The sequence below is a fragment of the Pseudocitrobacter cyperus genome (genome assembly GCF_039889165.1).
In the GTDB taxonomy this organism is placed as follows: domain Bacteria; phylum Pseudomonadota; class Gammaproteobacteria; order Enterobacterales; family Enterobacteriaceae; genus Pseudocitrobacter; species Pseudocitrobacter cyperus.
Map to the genome: position 1 here is coordinate 290,733 of NZ_JAYMYY010000004.1, position 16,756 is coordinate 307,488.

16 protein-coding genes and 1 pseudogene are annotated in these 16,756 nt (G+C 53.2%); 13 read left to right on the forward strand and 4 right to left on the reverse strand.

Features of this window, described 5'->3' with window-relative positions; translation table 11 throughout:
• Positions 1–204 precede the first annotated feature (204 nt).
• The 4 genes and pseudogenes from VSR74_RS15185 to VSR74_RS15200 form a co-directional block, all read right to left on the reverse strand.
• A pseudogene (locus VSR74_RS15185) lies at positions 205–294 on the reverse strand (chaperone modulator CbpM); the annotation flags it as partial.
• A 105-nt stretch (positions 295–399) separates the two neighbouring features.
• Entirely contained in the window at positions 400–693 is a 294-nt protein-coding gene (gene cbpM / locus VSR74_RS15190) for a chaperone modulator CbpM (RefSeq protein ID WP_347795486.1), read from the reverse strand.
• Complete coding sequence (cbpA, locus tag VSR74_RS15195; RefSeq protein ID WP_347795487.1) at positions 693–1,610, reverse strand: curved DNA-binding protein; 918 nt, start codon at positions 1,608–1,610, stop codon at positions 693–695. The genes cbpM and cbpA overlap by 1 nt, the downstream gene beginning before the upstream one ends.
• Before the next feature lie 153 nt (positions 1,611–1,763).
• Positions 1,764–3,350, reverse strand: coding sequence for a TerC family protein (locus VSR74_RS15200; RefSeq protein ID WP_347795488.1), 1,587 nt, complete (start codon positions 3,348–3,350; stop codon positions 1,764–1,766).
• 673 nt (positions 3,351–4,023) lie between these two features.
• Between VSR74_RS15200 and VSR74_RS15205 the strand changes: the two genes are divergently transcribed.
• The 13 genes from VSR74_RS15205 (at position 4,024) to wcaI (ending at position 16,755) form a co-directional block, all read left to right on the forward strand.
• On the forward strand, positions 4,024–5,157 hold the full coding sequence (locus tag VSR74_RS15205) for a polysaccharide export protein (protein WP_347795489.1): 1,134 nt from the start codon (positions 4,024–4,026) through the stop codon (positions 5,155–5,157).
• A gap of 6 nt (positions 5,158–5,163) precedes the next feature.
• A complete protein-coding gene (gene wzb, locus VSR74_RS15210) occupies positions 5,164–5,607 on the forward strand; it encodes a low molecular weight protein-tyrosine-phosphatase Wzb (RefSeq protein WP_347795490.1) in 444 nt (147 codons plus the stop codon).
• A gap of 2 nt (positions 5,608–5,609) precedes the next feature.
• Positions 5,610–7,772 carry a tyrosine-protein kinase Wzc gene (gene wzc, locus VSR74_RS15215; RefSeq protein ID WP_347795491.1) on the forward strand — a complete coding sequence of 721 codons (2,163 nt, stop codon included), beginning with the start codon at positions 5,610–5,612 and terminating at the stop codon, positions 7,770–7,772.
• Between the two features lie 94 nt (positions 7,773–7,866).
• Entirely contained in the window at positions 7,867–8,709 is an 843-nt protein-coding gene (wcaA, locus tag VSR74_RS15220) for a colanic acid biosynthesis glycosyltransferase WcaA (RefSeq protein WP_347795492.1), read from the forward strand.
• Positions 8,710–8,711: 2 nt separating this feature from the next.
• Complete coding sequence (gene wcaB, locus VSR74_RS15225) at positions 8,712–9,200, forward strand: colanic acid biosynthesis acetyltransferase WcaB (protein WP_347795493.1); 489 nt, start codon at positions 8,712–8,714, stop codon at positions 9,198–9,200.
• Entirely contained in the window at positions 9,197–10,414 is a 1,218-nt protein-coding gene (wcaC, locus tag VSR74_RS15230) for a colanic acid biosynthesis glycosyltransferase WcaC (RefSeq protein ID WP_347795494.1), read from the forward strand. Before wcaB ends, wcaC begins: the two co-directional genes overlap by 4 nt.
• Positions 10,389–11,609: a colanic acid polymerase WcaD gene (gene wcaD / locus VSR74_RS15235; protein WP_347795495.1), complete on the forward strand. Its 1,221-nt coding sequence runs from the start codon at positions 10,389–10,391 to the stop codon at positions 11,607–11,609. The genes wcaC and wcaD overlap by 26 nt, the downstream gene beginning before the upstream one ends.
• A 15-nt stretch (positions 11,610–11,624) precedes the next feature.
• On the forward strand, positions 11,625–12,371 hold the full coding sequence (gene wcaE, locus VSR74_RS15240) for a colanic acid biosynthesis glycosyltransferase WcaE (protein WP_347795496.1): 747 nt from the start codon (positions 11,625–11,627) through the stop codon (positions 12,369–12,371).
• A 15-nt stretch (positions 12,372–12,386) separates the two neighbouring features.
• The gene (gene wcaF, locus VSR74_RS15245; protein ID WP_347795497.1) at positions 12,387–12,935 is read left to right on the forward strand and encodes a colanic acid biosynthesis acetyltransferase WcaF; all 549 of its coding nucleotides are present in this window, start codon (positions 12,387–12,389) and stop codon (positions 12,933–12,935) included.
• A gap of 27 nt (positions 12,936–12,962) precedes the next feature.
• On the forward strand, positions 12,963–14,084 hold the full coding sequence (gmd, locus tag VSR74_RS15250; protein ID WP_347795498.1) for a GDP-mannose 4,6-dehydratase: 1,122 nt from the start codon (positions 12,963–12,965) through the stop codon (positions 14,082–14,084).
• Between the two features lie 2 nt (positions 14,085–14,086).
• Entirely contained in the window at positions 14,087–15,052 is a 966-nt protein-coding gene (gene fcl, locus VSR74_RS15255; protein ID WP_347795499.1) for a GDP-L-fucose synthase, read from the forward strand.
• Positions 15,053–15,055: 3 nt separating this feature from the next.
• A complete protein-coding gene (locus VSR74_RS15260) occupies positions 15,056–15,535 on the forward strand; it encodes a GDP-mannose mannosyl hydrolase (RefSeq protein ID WP_347795500.1) in 480 nt (159 codons plus the stop codon).
• The gene (gene wcaI / locus VSR74_RS15265) at positions 15,532–16,755 is read left to right on the forward strand and encodes a colanic acid biosynthesis fucosyltransferase WcaI (RefSeq protein ID WP_347795501.1); all 1,224 of its coding nucleotides are present in this window, start codon (positions 15,532–15,534) and stop codon (positions 16,753–16,755) included. Before VSR74_RS15260 ends, wcaI begins: the two co-directional genes overlap by 4 nt.
• Position 16,756 lies beyond the last annotated feature (1 nt).

Below are 16,756 nucleotides of genomic sequence, written 5' to 3' on the forward strand. Positions count from 1 at the left end.
CACCGTTCCAGCCTTTGCCTCAGCCGTTCATTTTCCCGCGCCAGTCGCGCATTTTCATCCAACAGCCAACAGCGTTAACGCTACGGCGATCCCCGGCCCTCTCCCCGAAGGGGCGAGGGTGAAAACCAGCGCAGTTCTTTAATCACTGCGCGAGCGGTTCCCTCTCCCCTTTGGGGAGAGGGTTAGGGTGAGGGGTTCGGACTACTACCGTTCCAGCCTTTGCCTCAGCCGTTCATTTTCCCGCGCCAGTCGCGCATTTTCATCCAACAGCGTTAACGCTACGGCGATCCCCGGCCCTCTCCCCGAAGGGGCGAGGGTGAAAACCAGCGCAGTTCTTTAATCGCTGCGCGAGCGGTTCCCTCTCCCCTTTGGGGAGAGGGTTAGGGTGAGGGGTTCGGACTACCACCGCTCCAGCCTTTGCCTCAGCCGTTCATTTTCCCGCGCCAGTCGCGCATTTTCATCCAACAGCGTTAACGCCACGGCGATCCCCGGCCAGTCCAGTTCCAGCTCATGACGCAAACGCATGGCGCGATGCACCACCACCGCCGCATGGTCATCAAACAGCCACTCCTGCGCCTGGGAGAGGTGCGGTTCAATCATTCCCAGCCCCACAATTTCATCCAGCTCATCAGACGACACGCCTGTGCGCAGACAAAACTCGGTTACGGTCAATGTTACGGTAACGGTAGTCATTATGCTTTCCCCCAGTTTTTACGCGGGTTGAAGCTGGCCTGACTCTCGGCCAGTTGCTGCCACAGCGCACTGATTTTCTCATCCGCTTTTGGCGGCATCACGATTTTAATCACCGCAAACAGGTCGCCGGTGACGGTTTTGCTGACCAGCCCTTTACCCTTAATACGCAGGCGCTGCCCAGCCTGACAACCCGGCGGAATAGTCAGCAGAATATTCTCTTTAAGCGTCGGTACTTCGACTTTGGTGCCCAGCGCGGCTTCCCATGGAGCTAACGGAAGGACTATCTCCAGATTGTGGCCCACGATATCAAACAGCGGGTGCGGCGCGATGTGAATAATCATCCACAGATCGCCATTTGGCCCACCGTTTTCGCCAGGCGCCCCCTGGCCTTTCAGGCGAATACGTTGCCCATCGCTGACGCCTGCGGGGATCTTCACGTTCAGCGTTTTTGGGATCTCCTGTTCAACCATACCGAAGACGTTATACACAGGGACTTTATAGCTGATGGTGCGCGGCTGCTCAGCCAGCGTCTCCTCAAGGAACACCGCTACTTCAATTTCCAGATCCTGACCCCGCGATGCGCGCTGGCGTCGGGCATGATGGGCCTGCTGGCCAAACATCGATGAGAAGATATCATCGAAATCCTGCTGACTATGGTTCTGTGCATGGCCCTTTTGCTGACGGCCAAATTGCGGATCGTTACGATGCGCCCAAAGTTCATCGTACTCGGCGCGTTTCTCGTCGTCCTTCAACACTTCCCAGGCTTCGGCGAGGTCTTTAAAGCGGGCTTCAGCATCGTTTTCTTTACTGACATCGGGGTGGTATTTACGCGCCAGGCGGCGGTAGGCGGTCTTGATAGTCTTCAGATCGTCCGTTGGTTTAACCCCCAGAATCGTGTAGTAATCCTTTAATTCCATAATGTTGTCTCATCAATAAACGCGGTGATCGCAAACACTGAAAAAAGTGTCATTGATAAGCGTAGGGCAAATGCGCCGGGAAGGAGGGAAGAAATGTGCGGGAAAATTGATAGAAAACAAGATTAGGGGCTGACAGGAATCAGCCCCCGATAATTACACTTCGTAATCGAGTTCATCCTGCTCCTGAACGGGCGGGATGATTTGTACTTTTTGTACGCGGTGACTTTCAACCTGTAACGTTTTCAGCGTCCACGGGCCAATCTGCACCTCTTCGCCGGCTTTCGGTACGCGCTGCAAATGTTCCATCAGCAGCCCGGCAATGGTGTGATACTCGCGCTTGTCATCCAGCGGCAGTGGAATGTACTGCACCAGATCTTCCAGCGGCATATGGCCGTTAGCGGTCCAGGAACCGTCCGGATTACGCTGAATATCGTGACGGGCATCAATCCCTTCCACTTCATTAGGCAGATTACCGGCGATGGTTTCCATCACGTCACTGAGGGTGACAATCCCTTCGACAGAGCCAAATTCATCCACCACAAAGGCAAAGTGGGTACGTGCGTTGCGGAACTGTTCCAGCGCCGAAAGCAGCGGCAGCGTTTCCGGGAACACCAGCGGCTGGCGGATTAAGGCGCGAATATCCAGCGTTTCGCCGCGCAGAGACTGTTGCAGCAGGTCGATAACGTGCACCACCCCCAACAACTCTTCTTCATCATCGCCGCCGGTAATGACCAGCCGCGTGTGCTGATTTTTCTCCAGCAATGCGCGTATTTCGCTTTCCGGGGCGCTCAGATCGATGTGCTCAATATCATGCCGCGAGGTCATAATACTGCTGACGCTACGCTGATTCAGATTGAGCACCCGCTCAATCATCAACCGCTCCTGCGGCTCAAAGATTTGATCGTCATTGTGATCGGCAATCATGGAGGCGCTGTTAGCGTCGAGCTCTGCATCCTCTTTCTGCCCGCTCAGCAAGCGCATGACGGTTTCAGTCGTGCGCTGGCGCAGCGTCAGATTGGCCGACAGAAAACGACGGCGGTTAAAGATAGCCAACTGGTTGAGTGATTCGATCATCACAGAGAAGCCAATTGCGGCGTACAGATAGCCTTTTGGAATGGCGAAACCAAAACCTTCTGCCACCAGGCTGAAACCAATCATCAGCAGGAAGCTGAGGCAGAGGATCACAATCGTTGGATGGCTGTTCACAAAACGGGTGAGGGCTTTACTGGCCAGCAGCATCAAGCTGATAGCGATAATCACGGCCGCCATCATCACCGCCAGATGATCCACCATCCCTACCGCTGTGATTACCGAGTCCAGCGAGAAGACTGCGTCCAGTACCACAATCTGCGCAACCACGCCCCAGAAACGCGCGCCGCGGCGCTGAGTGGGGTTATCGCTGTCTTTGCCTTCCAGCCGTTCGTTAAGTTCGACGGTTGCCTTAAAGAGAAGGAAGAGACCCCCGAAGAGCATAATGAGGTCACGGGCGCTAAAGCTTAAATCGCGGAAGACAAAAAGTGGCTTAGTGAGCGTGACCAGCCAGGAGATTGAGGCCAGCAACACCAGACGCATCAACATTGCCAGAATCAGGCCAGTGACGCGAGCACGGTCACGCTGCGCGGGAGGCAGCTTTTCGGCCAGAATAGCGATAAACACCAGGTTATCAATCCCGAGAACGAGCTCGATGACGACAAGTGTGATAAGACCCGCCCAGATTGAGGGATCGGCAATCCATTCCATACGTAGTTTAATACCTTAAGTCATATGACATTTGTCACACTTCGATCATGGATAAAGCTGGGGCAAATTGCAATGTTTCACTGAGATTTGTCCGACCAAAACAGAATTATCAACAACAAGAAACCCCTATTGTTTCTCGCGTTTATTATAAGAGGAGCCAATAGCCGATGGGAGAATTAATTCTCGGGCGACAGATAATGTCATTCTGTCAATATAAATAAAATCCTAAAATATCGTTTTTGTGGCGCTTAATATTATTCTTAAAAACTATTTTTAAGCCGTCGTTACCTTGCCTGCTGTTTGCATTGCTGTAACAATTCTTCCGGCATTGAATGATAAATAGCAAATATACCCATTGGCACGAAATTTAACGTCAGATGAGTATTGCGCCAGGAATATTCTTTATTCATTGCAATAAACGAAAGCCTCTTTCTAACATTCTGAATTTTAGGTGAATTGGTAGCTAAAGACCAAGGGCGGTAGCGTGCCTGAAGCGTGATAATCAGCCTGGATTATTCTGTCAATAGCCTGCGGATGAATACGATCTTTTTTAGGATATATGCCAGTTATATTCACGAATGATTAAATGCATTCTGAATGTTCAGGTAATGGAGATGTTCGGATTTATTTAATTCGCACAGGACAATTTCTCTGCCAAAGTGATAAATAATCAATGATGAAATCCAAACTAAAATTGATGCCATTATTGGTGTCTGTAACCTTTATGAGTGGTTGCACCGTCCTTCCCGGCAGCAATATGTCTACCTATGGAAAAGATGTCATTAAGCAGCAAGATGCTGACTTTGATATCGACCGGATGGTGAATGTTTATCCGCTGACCCCGCGACTGATTGAACAATTGCGTCCGCGACCGAATGTCGCGCAACCGAACACATCGCTGGATCAGGAGTTAAGCAATTACCAGTATCGCGTGGGGCCAGGCGACGTGCTGAACGTCACCGTCTGGGATCACCCGGAACTCACCACTCCGGCAGGCCAGTACCGTAGCTCCAGCGACACGGGGAACTGGGTGCAGCCTGACGGTACTATATTCTACCCCTACGTTGGTAAAGTGGATGTGAAGGGCAAAACCCTCTCGGAAATTCGCCAGATTGTCAGCCAGCGCCTGGCAGCCTACATCACTGACCCACAGGTGGATGTCAACGTCGCGGCTTTCCGCTCGCAGAAAGTTTACGTCTCAGGGCAGGTGAATAAATCCGGGCAACAGGCTATCACCAACGTGCCGCTGACGATTCTGGATGCTATCAACGCCGCAGGCGGCCTGACCGATATGGCCGACTGGCGCAACGTTGTGCTGACCCACAATGGTCGTGAAGAACGAATCTCCATTCAGGCGCTGATGCAAAACGGCGACCTCAAACAGAACCGACTGCTTTATCCGGGCGATATCCTCTTTGTACCGCGTAACGACGACCTGAAAGTGTTCGTCATGGGCGAAGTGAAGAAACAGAGCACCCTCAAAATGGACTTCAGCGGCATGACGCTCACCGAAGCGCTCGGCCAGGCGGAAGGGCTGGATCTCACGTCGTCGGATGCCAGCGGTATCTTCGTCATTCGACCGACCAAAGAGGGCAACAACGGCAAGATGGCCAATATTTATCAGCTTGATATGTCTGATGCGACCTCGCTGGTTATGGCGACCAACTTTGTGCTGCAACCTTATGACGTTGTCTACGTGACGACCGCGCCGGTGACTCGCTGGAACCGCCTGATCAACCAACTGTTGCCGACCATCAGTGGCGTTCGCTACATGACGGACACGGCAAAAGATGTTCATACGTGGTAAGCCGACATGTTTAACAAAATTCTTGTGGTATGCGTGGGGAACATTTGCCGTTCCCCTACGGGTGAGCGTCTGCTGAAAAGTCATCTGCCAACGCTGACCATCGCGTCCGCCGGGTTGGGCGCGCTGGTCGGGAAGGGGGCGGATGCCAGCGCGATAAGCGTGGCGGCAGATCATCAGATTTCCCTCGACGGGCACTGCGCCCGGCAAATCTCCGGTGCGATGTGCCGGGAATATGACCTGATTCTGGCAATGGAGCGCCGTCACATTTCGAAACTGCATGATATCGCGCCGGAAATGCGCGGCAAGGTGATGTTGTTTGGGCACTGGGATAATGAACGCGACATCCCTGACCCTTATCGCAAAAGCCGCGAAGCCTTTGAAGCGGTGTATCAGTTACTCGACCGGTCTGCTCAACAGTGGGCGCAGGCACTGAAAGCTCAGCAGGGATAACAATGACAGAAAAAGTAAAACAGATAGCCCCGCAGGCCACGGGCGGTGATGAAATTGATATCGGCCGCCTGGTTGGCACGGTTATTGAAGCGAAATGGTGGGTGCTCGGCATCACTGCGCTGTTTGCGCTGGTGGGAATTGTCTACACCCTGTTTGCCACGCCAATTTACAGCGCCGATGCGTTGGTGCGCATTGAACAGAATCAGGGGAGTGCGCTGGTGCAGGACATCAGCAGCGCCCTGAGTAATAAGCCCCCGGCTTCCGATGCGGAGATCAGAATGATCACCTCGCGTCTGGTGCTGGGTAAAACCGTGGACGATCTTGACCTCGACATCGCGGTGGAGAAGAACAACATTCCGCTGATAGGTGCCGGGTGGGATCGCCTGATGGGGCGCAAAAACGAAACGGTAAAGGTAACGACTTTTAACCGTCCGTCATCCATGGGAGAAAGCACCTTTACGCTGGAAGTTCTCAGCCCGACACGCTACCAGTTCAGCAATGACGATGGTTTCAGTGCGCAGGGTGAAGTGGGTAAACCGCTGGAGAAAAACGGCGTGTCCCTGCTGGTGACATCTATTGCCGCGCATGAAGGCGCCTCTTTTACCGTCACCCGTTACTCGACGCTGGGTATGATTAATTCCCTGCAAAACAGCCTCAGCGTCACTGAGGATGGGAAAGATTCCGGCGTGTTGACCCTGAGCATTACCGGGGAAGACAAAGAGCAGATCCGCAAAATACTCGACAGTATTGCGCGGAACTACCTTGAACAGAACGTGGCGCGTAAATCGGAAGAAGCGGCGAAAAGCCTGGCCTTCCTCGATAAACAACTGCCGGTAGTTCGCCACAATCTTGACGTTGCCGAAAATAATCTCAACGCCTATCGCCAGCAGAAAGACTCTGTCGACCTGCCGCTGGAAGCGAAATCGGTGCTCGATTCGATGGTGAACATCGACGCCCAGCTTAATGAACTGACCTTCAAAGAAGCGGAAATCTCTAAACTCTACACCCGCATTCACCCGGCCTACCGCACGCTGCTTGAAAAACGCCGGGCGCTGGAAGAGGAGAAGGGACGTCTGTCAAAACGCGTGACGGCGATGCCGAAAACGCAGCAGGAGATCCTGCGATTAACGCGCGATGTGGAATCGGGTCAACAGGTCTATATGCAACTGCTGAATAAACAGCAGGAGCTGAAGATAACCGAAGCCAGTACCGTGGGCGATGTGCGCATCGTCGACCCGGCGATTGCCCAACCGGGCGTGGTGAAGCCGAAGAAAGCGCTGATTATTCTCGGCAGCCTGATCCTTGGCCTGATGCTTTCTATCGTTGGCGTGCTGCTGCGCTCGCTATTCAACCGCGGTATCGAAAGCCCGCAGGTGCTGGAAGAGCATGGGATCAACGTCTATGCCAGCATTCCGCTCTCTGAGTGGCAAAAAGCGCGCGACAGCGTCAAAACCGTTAAAGGCGTTAAGCGCTATAAGCAGAGCCAGTTGCTGGCGGTGGGCAACCCGACCGATCTCGCGATTGAAGCGGTGCGCAGTCTGCGTACCAGCCTGCACTTCGCCATGATGCAGGCCGGTAATAAAGTGCTGATGATGACCGGTGTCAGCCCATCGATCGGTAAAACCTTCGTCTGCGCCAACCTGGCGGCGGTGATCAGCCAGACCGGGAAGCGGGTGCTGATGATCGACTGCGATATGCGTAAGGGGTACTCCCACGAGCTGCTGGGCACCAGCAATGATAACGGGCTGTCGGAAGTGCTGGTGGGTAAAGCGGATATCGCCTCCTGTGCGAAGCCCACGTCTATCAACAACTTTGACCTGGTGCCGCGCGGTCAGGTGCCGCCGAATCCTTCCGAGCTACTGATGAGCGAACGATTCAGCGAACTGATGGCCTGGGCCAGCGCCAACTATGACCTGATCCTGATTGATACCCCGCCGATTCTGGCCGTTACGGATGCGGCAATTGTCGGCCGCCATGCGGGAACCACGCTGATGGTCGCACGCTACGCGGTGAATACCCTTAAAGAAGTGGAAACCAGCCTCGGCCGCTTTGAGCAAAACGGTATCGAAGTGAAAGGGGTGATCCTGAACTCTATCTTCCGTCGCGCGACGGGCTATCAGGATTATGGCTACTACGAATACGAATATAAATCTGATTCTAAATAAGGTGTGTTTGCCCTCACCCTAACCCTCTCCCTCAGGGAGAGGGCTGAGGGAAGGGGAGAAAAATGCCAGGACTTTACTTCTTCGGGAGATCCTCATGACTACAGAAAATCCATTGATCTCTATTTATATGCCGACCTGGAATCGGCAACAGTTGGCCATCCGCGCCATTAAATCGGTGCTGCGCCAGGATTACCCGAACTGGGAGATGATCATCGTTGATGACTGCTCCGAATCTTACGAACAGCTTGCGCAATTTATCGCCGAACTGAATGACCCGCGTGTGTGTTACATCCATAACGACGTCAATTCCGGGGCATGCGCGGTGCGTAACCAGGCCATCAGGCAGTCAAAAGGCCAGTTCATCACTGGTATCGATGACGATGACGAGTGGACACCTAACCGTTTATCGGTGTTTCTTGAACAGAAGCACCAACTGGTGACTCACGCGTTTCTTTACGCCAATGACTATCTGTGTCAGGGCGAAGTGTACTCGCAGCCAGCGAGCCTGCCGCTTTACCCGAAGTCGCCGTTTTCCCGCAAGTTGTTCTATAAGCGCAACATTGTCGGCAACCAGGTATTTACCTCGGCGTGGCGGTTTAAAGAGTGCCTGTTTGATACGCAACTGAAGGCGGCTCAGGACTATGACATCTTCCTGCGCATGGTGGTGGCCTGGGGCGAACCGTGGAAAATCGAAGAAGCTACGCAGATCCTGCACATCAACCACGGCGAGATGCAAATCACCAATTCGCCGAAAAAGTTTTCCGGCTACTTCCATTTTTACCGTAAACACAAAGACAAATTTGACCGGGCGAGCAAGAAATACCAACTCTTCACCCTGTATCAGATCCGCAATAAACGCATGAACTGGCGGACGCTGTGGACGCTGTTTTCCATCCGCAACGGCAAACGCCTGGCTGATGGGCTGCGAGGGAAATAACCATGCTGGAAGATTTACGCGCCAATAGCTGGAGCCTGCGTCCGTGCTGCATGGTGATGGCCTACCGCATCGCGCATTTTTGTTCCGTCTGGCGCAAAAAAAATGTGCTGAATAATCTGTGGGCCGCGCCGCTGCTGCTGCTCTATCGCTTTGTTACCGAATGCCTGTTTGGTTACGAAATTCAGGCCGCCGCCACCATTGGGCGTCGCTTCACCATCCACCACGGCTATGCGGTGGTCATCAACAAAAATGTGGTGGCGGGGGATGATTTTACTATTCGCCATGGTGTGACCATCGGCAATCGCGGGCCCGGCAGCCTGGCGTGTCCGGTCATTGGCAACGGGGTGGAACTCGGCGCCAACGTGGTGATTATCGGCGATATCACTATCGGTAATCAGGTCACTATCGGCGCAGGCAGCATTGTGCTGGATAACATTCCTGACCATGCGCTGGTCGTGGGTGAGAAAGCGCGGGTGAAGGTACTGAAATGAATATTATGCAATTTAACGTGCGTCTCGCAGAAGGCGGGGCGGCAGGCGTGGCGCTTGATTTACATCAGCGAGCGCTACAGCAGGGGCTGAAGTCGCAGTTTGTCTATGGCTACGGTAAAGGCGGCAAAAAGAGCGAAAGCCATGACCGCTACCCGAACGTCATTAAACATACGCCGCGCGTTACCTCCATCGCCAATCTGGCGCTGTTTCGTCTCTTCAACCGGGATCTCTTCGGCAACCTGAACGGTCTTTTCCGCACGGTTAGCCGGACGTCCGGCCCGGTGGTGCTGCACTTTCATGTGATGCACAGCTACTGGCTGAATCTGGCGGAAGTGGTGAAATTTTGCGAGCGCGTCAGGGCTGATAAACGTGACGTCACTTTTGTCTGGACGCTGCACGATCACTGGAGCGTCACCGGACGTTGCGCCTTTCTCGACGGCTGCGAAGGCTGGAAGCGAGGCTGCGCGCAGTGCCCGACGCTCAGTAACTATCCGCCGGTGAAGGTCGACCGCGCCCATCAACAGCTTGATGAAAAGCGCGCGCTGTTTCGCCAGATGCTGGCGCTGGGCTGCCATTTCATTTCGCCAAGTCATCATGTCGCTGATGCTTTCAACAGTCTGTACGGGCAGGGGCGTTGCCGGGTGATTAATAACGGCATTGACGTGGCGACAGAGACTATTCTGGCGGATCTTGCGCCGATGAGTGTCAGCACGCAGCGCCCGAAAATAGCCGTTGTGGCGCACGATCTGCGCTACGACGGCAAAACTAACCAGCAACTGGTGCGTGACCTTATCGCGCTGGGCGATAAGGTTGAAGTGCATACGTTTGGCAAATTCTCCCCCTTCAGCGCCGACAACGTGGTCAACCACGGCTTTCTTACCGACAAACGCCAGTTGATGGGCAAGCTCAATGCCATGGATGCGCTGCTTTTCAGTTCTCGCGTGGATAACTATCCGTTAATTCTTTGCGAAGCGCTGTCGATAGGTGTGCCGGTCATTGCCACCCATAGCGAAGCGGCGCAGGAAGTGCTGAATAAATCGGGCGGCCGCACGGTTGATGATGGCGAAGTGCTGGCGCTGGCGCAACGGCCAAAAGAGGAGATTGCACAGGCGATTTTTGGCACCACGCTTGCACAGTTCAGCGCCCGCAGTCGTCAGGCCTACAGTGGTCAACAGATGCTGGAGGAGTATGTCTCGTTCTATCAGAATCTGTAGCTATCTGCTGCTACCGTTAATCTATCTGCTGGTTAACGTAAAAATTGCCCAGCTCGGCGAGAGCTTCCCGATAACTATCGTGACCTTTTTGCCGTTGCTGCTTTTACTCTACGTTGACCTGATTAACCTTAAAAAACTGATGATTGCCCTCGGTGCGGGGGTAGGGCTGACGCTTTTTAACTATCTCTTCGGTCAGTCTTATGACGCCAGCAAGTACGTCACCTCGACGATGCTGTTTGTCTATATCGTGATTATCGTCGGCATGGTGTGGAGTATTCGCTTCAAAGTTATTTCTCCACACAACCATCGGAAGATCCTGCGTGGCTTTTATATGGTGATCGGCGTGATTGTCATGCTGGCGGCCGTTGAGATGCTGCAAATTATTGTCTCTGGCGGCAGTAGCCTGATGGAGATAATTTCGAAATATCTGATATACAGCAACAGTTATGTTCTGAACTTTATCAAGTTCGGCGGTAAGCGAACCACTGCACTCTATTTTGAACCAGCGTTTTTCGCTCTGGCGTTAATCTCAATTTGGCTTTGTATCAAACAGTTTGGTATCAAAACCCCTAAGGCAGATGCTATGATTCTGGCAGGGATAATTCTTTCAGGATCATTTTCCGGAGTCATGACGTTTATTTTGTTCTATTTACTGGAATGGGCTTTCCAGTACCTGAACAAAGAAGCAATTCGGAAAAAACTGCCGTTAGCGATTATCTCTTTGGCCGTTTTTTTAGTCGGCCTGATATTTGCATTTCCGTATATTTCTGAGCGTCTGGGCGATTTGGGGACGGAAGGTTCGTCATCTTATTACCGTATTATCGGCCCGCTCGTGATGGTCGGTTACTCCCTGACCAATATTGATGGTGTGGTTCGCTTCGGTTCTCTTTACGAATATGTGGCATCATTCGGAATCTTTAACGGTGCGGACGTCGGAAAAACAATAGACAATGGGTTGTATCTGCTAATTATTTATTTTTCCTGGTTCGCAGTGATATTGACGGCCTGGTATCTGTTTAATGTCGGAAAGATGACAATAAACGCTTTTGGGAATAATCGTAACTTCAGAGTTCAGTTGTTTCTTTTTACGCCGATATCGCTGTTTTTTACCGGTTCGATATTTAGCCCGGAATATGCGTTTTTAATTGTCTGTCCATTTATTCTGCGTAAAGCACTAAATATTACAGATAGCTGATAAGGTGGAAAAACAATGCTGCTGAGTGTGATTACCGTAGCTTTTCGCAACCACGACGGTGTGGTCAAAACCTGGCGTTCACTGGCGCATCTGGCGAACGATCCTGGCATCCAGTTTGAGTGGATTGTGGTCGACGGCGGGTCGGCTGACGGTACGGCGGAGTTTCTGCAAAAACGTAATGGCCAGTATAACTTACGCTATGTCAGCGAGCCAGATAATGGCCTGTATGATGCCATGAATAAAGGTATCGCTATGGCGCAAGGCCGGTTCGCGCTGTTCCTCAATTCGGGTGATGTTTTTCACCAGGATGTATCACAATTTGTGCGTCAATTACGCAATAAAAAAGATGATGCTATGTACCTTGGTGATGCCATCCTTGATTTTGGTGACGGCACACAACTGACGCGTCGGGCGAAAAGGGGGTGGTATATTTATCACAGTTTACCGGCCAGCCATCAGGCTATCTTTTTCCCATGCGCAGGGTTGCAACAAAATCCTTATGATATGCAATATCGTGTGTCATCGGATTATGCGCTGGCGGCAAAATTGTATAAATCAGGTTATGCCTTTAAGCGTATTAAAGGGATCGTTTCTGAATTTTCGATGGGCGGCGTGTCAACCACCAATAATTTACAGTTGTGTCAGGATGCAAAAAATGTTCAGCGAGAAATATTACGCATGCCAAAGCTGCTGACAGAATTGTCTTATTTATTACGGTTACGTACCACCGGGAAAACCAAAGCCTTATATAACAAATCTTAAATATAAGGGAAAAGTATGCAGGATTTATCTGGCTTCTCCGTGCCGAAAAATTTCCGCGGAGCGGGAGGGTTTAAAGTGCAATTATGGTGGGCGGTGCAATCAACACTGTTTGCCTGGTCTCCGCAAATACTCTACCGTTGGCGTGCATTTTTATTACGTCTGTTTGGCGCAAAAATAGGAAAAAACGTAGTCATTCGCCCGTCGGTAAAAATTACCTATCCGTGGAAATTGACCCTCGGTGATAACGCCTGGGTCGGTGATGACGCTGTTTTATATACATTAGGTGATATCACCATTGGTGAAAATTCAGTGGTATCGCAAAAGTGTTATTTATGTACCGGAAGCCACGACTTCCAGAGTCAATATTTCGATATTACCGCCACACCGATTGTGATTGGCGAGAAATGCTGGCTGGCGACGGATGTTTTTGTCGCACCCGGCATCACGATTGGCGACGGCACCGTAGTCGGTGCGCGAAGCAGTGTTTTTAAATCGCTTCCGGCAAACACGATTTGCCGTGGCAACCCCGCAGTGGTGATACGCGAACGCGTTGAAACTGAATAATTTCTGATAAGTACAGAGGATATAAACATGTCAAAAGTCGCTCTCATCACCGGCGTAACCGGGCAGGACGGTTCTTACCTTGCAGAGCTTCTGCTGGAAAAAGGCTATGAAGTTCACGGTATTAAACGTCGCGCATCCTCCTTTAACACGGAACGTGTTGACCATATCTACCAGGATCCGCACACCAGCAACCCTAAATTCCACCTGCACTACGGTGACCTGACCGACAGCTCCAACCTGACCCGCATCCTGCAGGAAGTGCAGCCGGATGAGGTCTATAACCTGGGGGCGATGAGCCACGTTGCGGTCTCCTTCGAATCGCCGGAATACACCGCCGACGTTGATGCGATGGGGACGCTGCGTCTGCTGGAAGCGATCCGCTTCCTGGGTCTTGAGAAGAAAACTCGCTTCTATCAGGCCTCGACTTCCGAGCTGTATGGCCTGGTGCAGGAAATTCCGCAGAAAGAGACCACGCCGTTCTACCCGCGCTCTCCGTATGCGGTGGCCAAGCTTTACGCTTACTGGATTACCGTAAACTATCGCGAATCCTATGGCATGTACGCCTGTAACGGCATTCTGTTCAACCACGAATCCCCGCGTCGTGGCGAAACCTTCGTCACCCGTAAAATTACCCGCGCGATTGCCAACATTGCCCAGGGGCTGGAGTCGTGCCTGTATCTCGGCAACATGGACTCCCTGCGTGACTGGGGCCATGCCAAAGATTACGTAAAAATGCAGTGGATGATGCTGCAACAGGACAAACCGGAAGATTTCGTCATCGCCACCGGCGTGCAGTATTCCGTGCGTCAGTTTGTCGAAATGGCGGCTGCGCAACTGGGTATCAAACTGCGCTTTGAAGGCACAGGCGTGGAAGAGAAGGGCATTGTCGTTTCCGTTACCGGGCACGATGCGCCGGGTGTGAAACCGGGTGATGTGATTATCGCCGTTGACCCGCGCTACTTCCGTCCGGCGGAAGTGGAAACCCTGCTGGGCGACCCGACCAAAGCGCACGAAACCCTGGGCTGGAAACCGGAAACCACCTTGCAGGAGATGGTCTCTGAAATGGTTGCCAAAGACCTGGAAGCGGCGAAGAAACACTCGCTGTTGAAATCACACGGTTACGATGTGGCGATCGCGCTGGAGTCCTGAGTATGAGCAGACAACGTATTTTTGTGGCGGGCCACCGGGGAATGGTCGGTTCGGCCATTGTCCGCCAGCTTGAGCAGCGAGAAAACGTGGATCTGATTCTGCGTACCCGTGACGAGCTCAACCTGCTGGACAGCCAGGCGGTGGATGAATTTTTTGCCACCGAGCAGATAGACCAGGTTTATCTGGCGGCGGCGAAAGTCGGCGGTATTGTGGCGAATAACACTTACCCGGCGGATTTCATCTACGAAAACATGATGATGGAAAGCAACATTATTCACGCCGCGCATGTGCACAACGTGAATAAGCTGCTGTTCCTCGGGTCATCCTGCATTTACCCGAAGCTGGCGAAGCAGCCAATGGCTGAAAGTGAGCTGCTGCAGGGCACGCTGGAAGAGACTAACGAGCCTTACGCCATCGCCAAAATTGCCGGGATCAAGCTGTGCGAATCCTATAACCGCCAGTATGGCCGGGATTATCGCTCGGTGATGCCGACCAATCTGTACGGGCCGAATGACAACTTCCACCCGAGTAACTCGCATGTGATCCCGGCGCTGCTGCGCCGCTTCTATGAAGCTGCGCAGCAGAATGCGTCGGACGTGGTTGTCTGGGGCAGCGGTACGCCGATGCGCGAGTTCCTCCACGTGGACGATATGGCGGCTGCCAGCATCCACGTGATGGAGCTGGATCGCGATGTGTGGCTGGAGAATACCCAGCCGATGCTGTCGCACATCAACGTTGGAACCGGCATTGATTGCACCATTCGCGAACTGGCGCAGACGCTGGCGAAGGTTGTCGGCTTTAAAGGTCGCGTCGTGTTCGATGCGTCAAAACCGGATGGTACGCCGCGCAAACTGCTCGACGTCTCCCGCCTGCATCAACTGGGCTGGTATCACGAAATCACTCTGGAAGCTGGCCTTGCCAGCACTTACCAGTGGTTTCTTGAAAACCAGCACCATTTCCGGGGGTAGAGCATGTTTCTGAGCACGCAGGATTTTGCCACCGTAGTGCGTTCGACGCCGCTTAGCTCTATCGATTTGATCGTCGAGAACGCGCAGGGCGAATATCTGCTTGGCAAACGCACCAACCGCCCGGCGCAAGGGTTCTGGTTTGTTCCCGGCGGTCGCGTGCAGAAAGATGAAACGCTTGCCGATGCCTTCGCCCGCTTAACGCAGGCGGAGCTCGGGCTGAGTCTGCCGATAACGGCAGGCCAGTTCGATGGCGTCTGGCAGCATTTCTATGCCGATAATTTCTCGGGAGAGGATTTTTCCACCCATTACATCGTGCTCGCTTTTCGTCTGCGCGTAGAGGAAAGCGCGCTGGCGCTGTCGGATGAACAACACAATGAATACCGCTGGTGGACGCCTTCCGCGCTGCTGGCGGCTGACAATGTGCACGATAACAGCCGTGCTTACTTCCAGGATGCGCGGCGTGCCGGGGTTCCGGGATTATGAAAATACTGGTTTATGGCATCAATTATTCACCGGAACTGACGGGCATCGGCAAATACACCGGTGAGATGGTGGAGTGGATGGCGCGCCAGGGCCATGAGGTGCGGGTGATCACCGCACCGCCGTACTACCCGCAATGGCAGGTGGGCGAGCATTACTCGGCCTGGCGCTACCGCCGGGAAGAGGGCGCGGCGACCGTCTGGCGCTGCCCGCTGTACGTTCCGAAACAGCCTTCTACGCTCAAGCGCCTGATCCATTTAGGCAGTTTTGCCGCCAGCAGCTTTTTCCCGCTGCTGGCCCAGCGTCGCTGGAAGCCGGATCGCATCATCGGCGTGGTGCCAACGCTGTTCTGCACGCCGGGGATGCGCCTGCTGGCAAAACTCTCCGGTGCGCGCACCCTGTTGCATATTCAGGATTATGAAGTAGACGCCATGCTCGGTCTGGGGATGGCGGGCAAAGGCAAGCCTGGCAAAGTGGCGAAACTCGCCAGCGCCTTTGAGCGCAGCGGCCTGCACAACGTCGACAACGTTTCAACCATCTCACGCTCAATGATGAAAAAAGCCTGCGAGAAGGGGGTTGCGCCGGAGAAGGTCATTTTCTTCCCCAACTGGTCGGAAGTGGAACGTTTTCGCGAGGTGAACAGCACGCATGTTGCTGTTCTGCGCGAACAGCTCGGCCTGCCGGACGATCGTAAACTGATCCTCTACTCTGGCAACATCGGCGAAAAGCAGGGGCTGGAGAGCGTGATTGAAGCGGCTGAACAGTTGCGCGATAAGCCGTGGCTGTTTGTGATTGTCGGCCAGGGGGGCGGTAAAGCCCGGCTGGAAAAACAGGCGCTTGAGCGCGGTTTAGACAATGTGCGCTTCTTCCCGCTGCAATCTTACGACGCGCTGCCGGCGCTGTTATCCATGGCCGATTGCCATCTGGTTATTCAAAAACGCGGCGCGGCAGATGCGGTTCTGCCGTCCAAACTGACCAATATCCTCGCGGTTGGCGGCAATGCGGTGATCACCGCCGAAGCGGAAACCGAACTGGGGCAACTGTGCCAGAACGACCCGGGGATCGCCGTTTGCGTGGAGCCGGAATCGGTTCCGGCGCTGATGGAAGGTATTGAACAGGCATTAGCGATGCCAAAACGCAACGCGCAGGCGCTGGCCTACGCGGAACGCACGCTCGATAAAGAGAACGTGCTGAGTCAATTTATTGCTGATATTCGGGGTTAAA

Excerpts from the sequence above, each read along its gene's own strand:
- wzb (WP_347795490.1), top strand. The coding sequence starts at position 5,164 with ATGTTTAACAAAATTCTTGTGGTATGCGTGGGGAACATTTGCCGTTCC.
- cbpA (WP_347795487.1), bottom strand. The coding sequence starts at position 1,610 with ATGGAATTAAAGGATTACTACACGATTCTGGGGGTTAAACCAACGGAC.
- wcaF (WP_347795497.1), top strand. The coding sequence starts at position 12,387 with ATGCAGGATTTATCTGGCTTCTCCGTGCCGAAAAATTTCCGCGGAGCG.
- wcaI (WP_347795501.1), top strand. The coding sequence starts at position 15,532 with ATGAAAATACTGGTTTATGGCATCAATTATTCACCGGAACTGACGGGC.
- wcaD (WP_347795495.1), top strand. The coding sequence starts at position 10,389 with ATGTCTCGTTCTATCAGAATCTGTAGCTATCTGCTGCTACCGTTAATC.
- wcaC (WP_347795494.1), top strand. The coding sequence starts at position 9,197 with ATGAATATTATGCAATTTAACGTGCGTCTCGCAGAAGGCGGGGCGGCA.
- wcaB (WP_347795493.1), top strand. The coding sequence starts at position 8,712 with ATGCTGGAAGATTTACGCGCCAATAGCTGGAGCCTGCGTCCGTGCTGC.
- VSR74_RS15205 (WP_347795489.1), top strand. The coding sequence starts at position 4,024 with ATGATGAAATCCAAACTAAAATTGATGCCATTATTGGTGTCTGTAACC.
- cbpM (WP_347795486.1), bottom strand. The coding sequence starts at position 693 with ATGACTACCGTTACCGTAACATTGACCGTAACCGAGTTTTGTCTGCGC.
- wcaA (WP_347795492.1), top strand. The coding sequence starts at position 7,867 with ATGACTACAGAAAATCCATTGATCTCTATTTATATGCCGACCTGGAAT.
- wzc (WP_347795491.1), top strand. The coding sequence starts at position 5,610 with ATGACAGAAAAAGTAAAACAGATAGCCCCGCAGGCCACGGGCGGTGAT.
- VSR74_RS15260 (WP_347795500.1), top strand. The coding sequence starts at position 15,056 with ATGTTTCTGAGCACGCAGGATTTTGCCACCGTAGTGCGTTCGACGCCG.
- VSR74_RS15200 (WP_347795488.1), bottom strand. The coding sequence starts at position 3,350 with ATGGAATGGATTGCCGATCCCTCAATCTGGGCGGGTCTTATCACACTT.
- wcaE (WP_347795496.1), top strand. The coding sequence starts at position 11,625 with ATGCTGCTGAGTGTGATTACCGTAGCTTTTCGCAACCACGACGGTGTG.
- gmd (WP_347795498.1), top strand. The coding sequence starts at position 12,963 with ATGTCAAAAGTCGCTCTCATCACCGGCGTAACCGGGCAGGACGGTTCT.
- fcl (WP_347795499.1), top strand. The coding sequence starts at position 14,087 with ATGAGCAGACAACGTATTTTTGTGGCGGGCCACCGGGGAATGGTCGGT.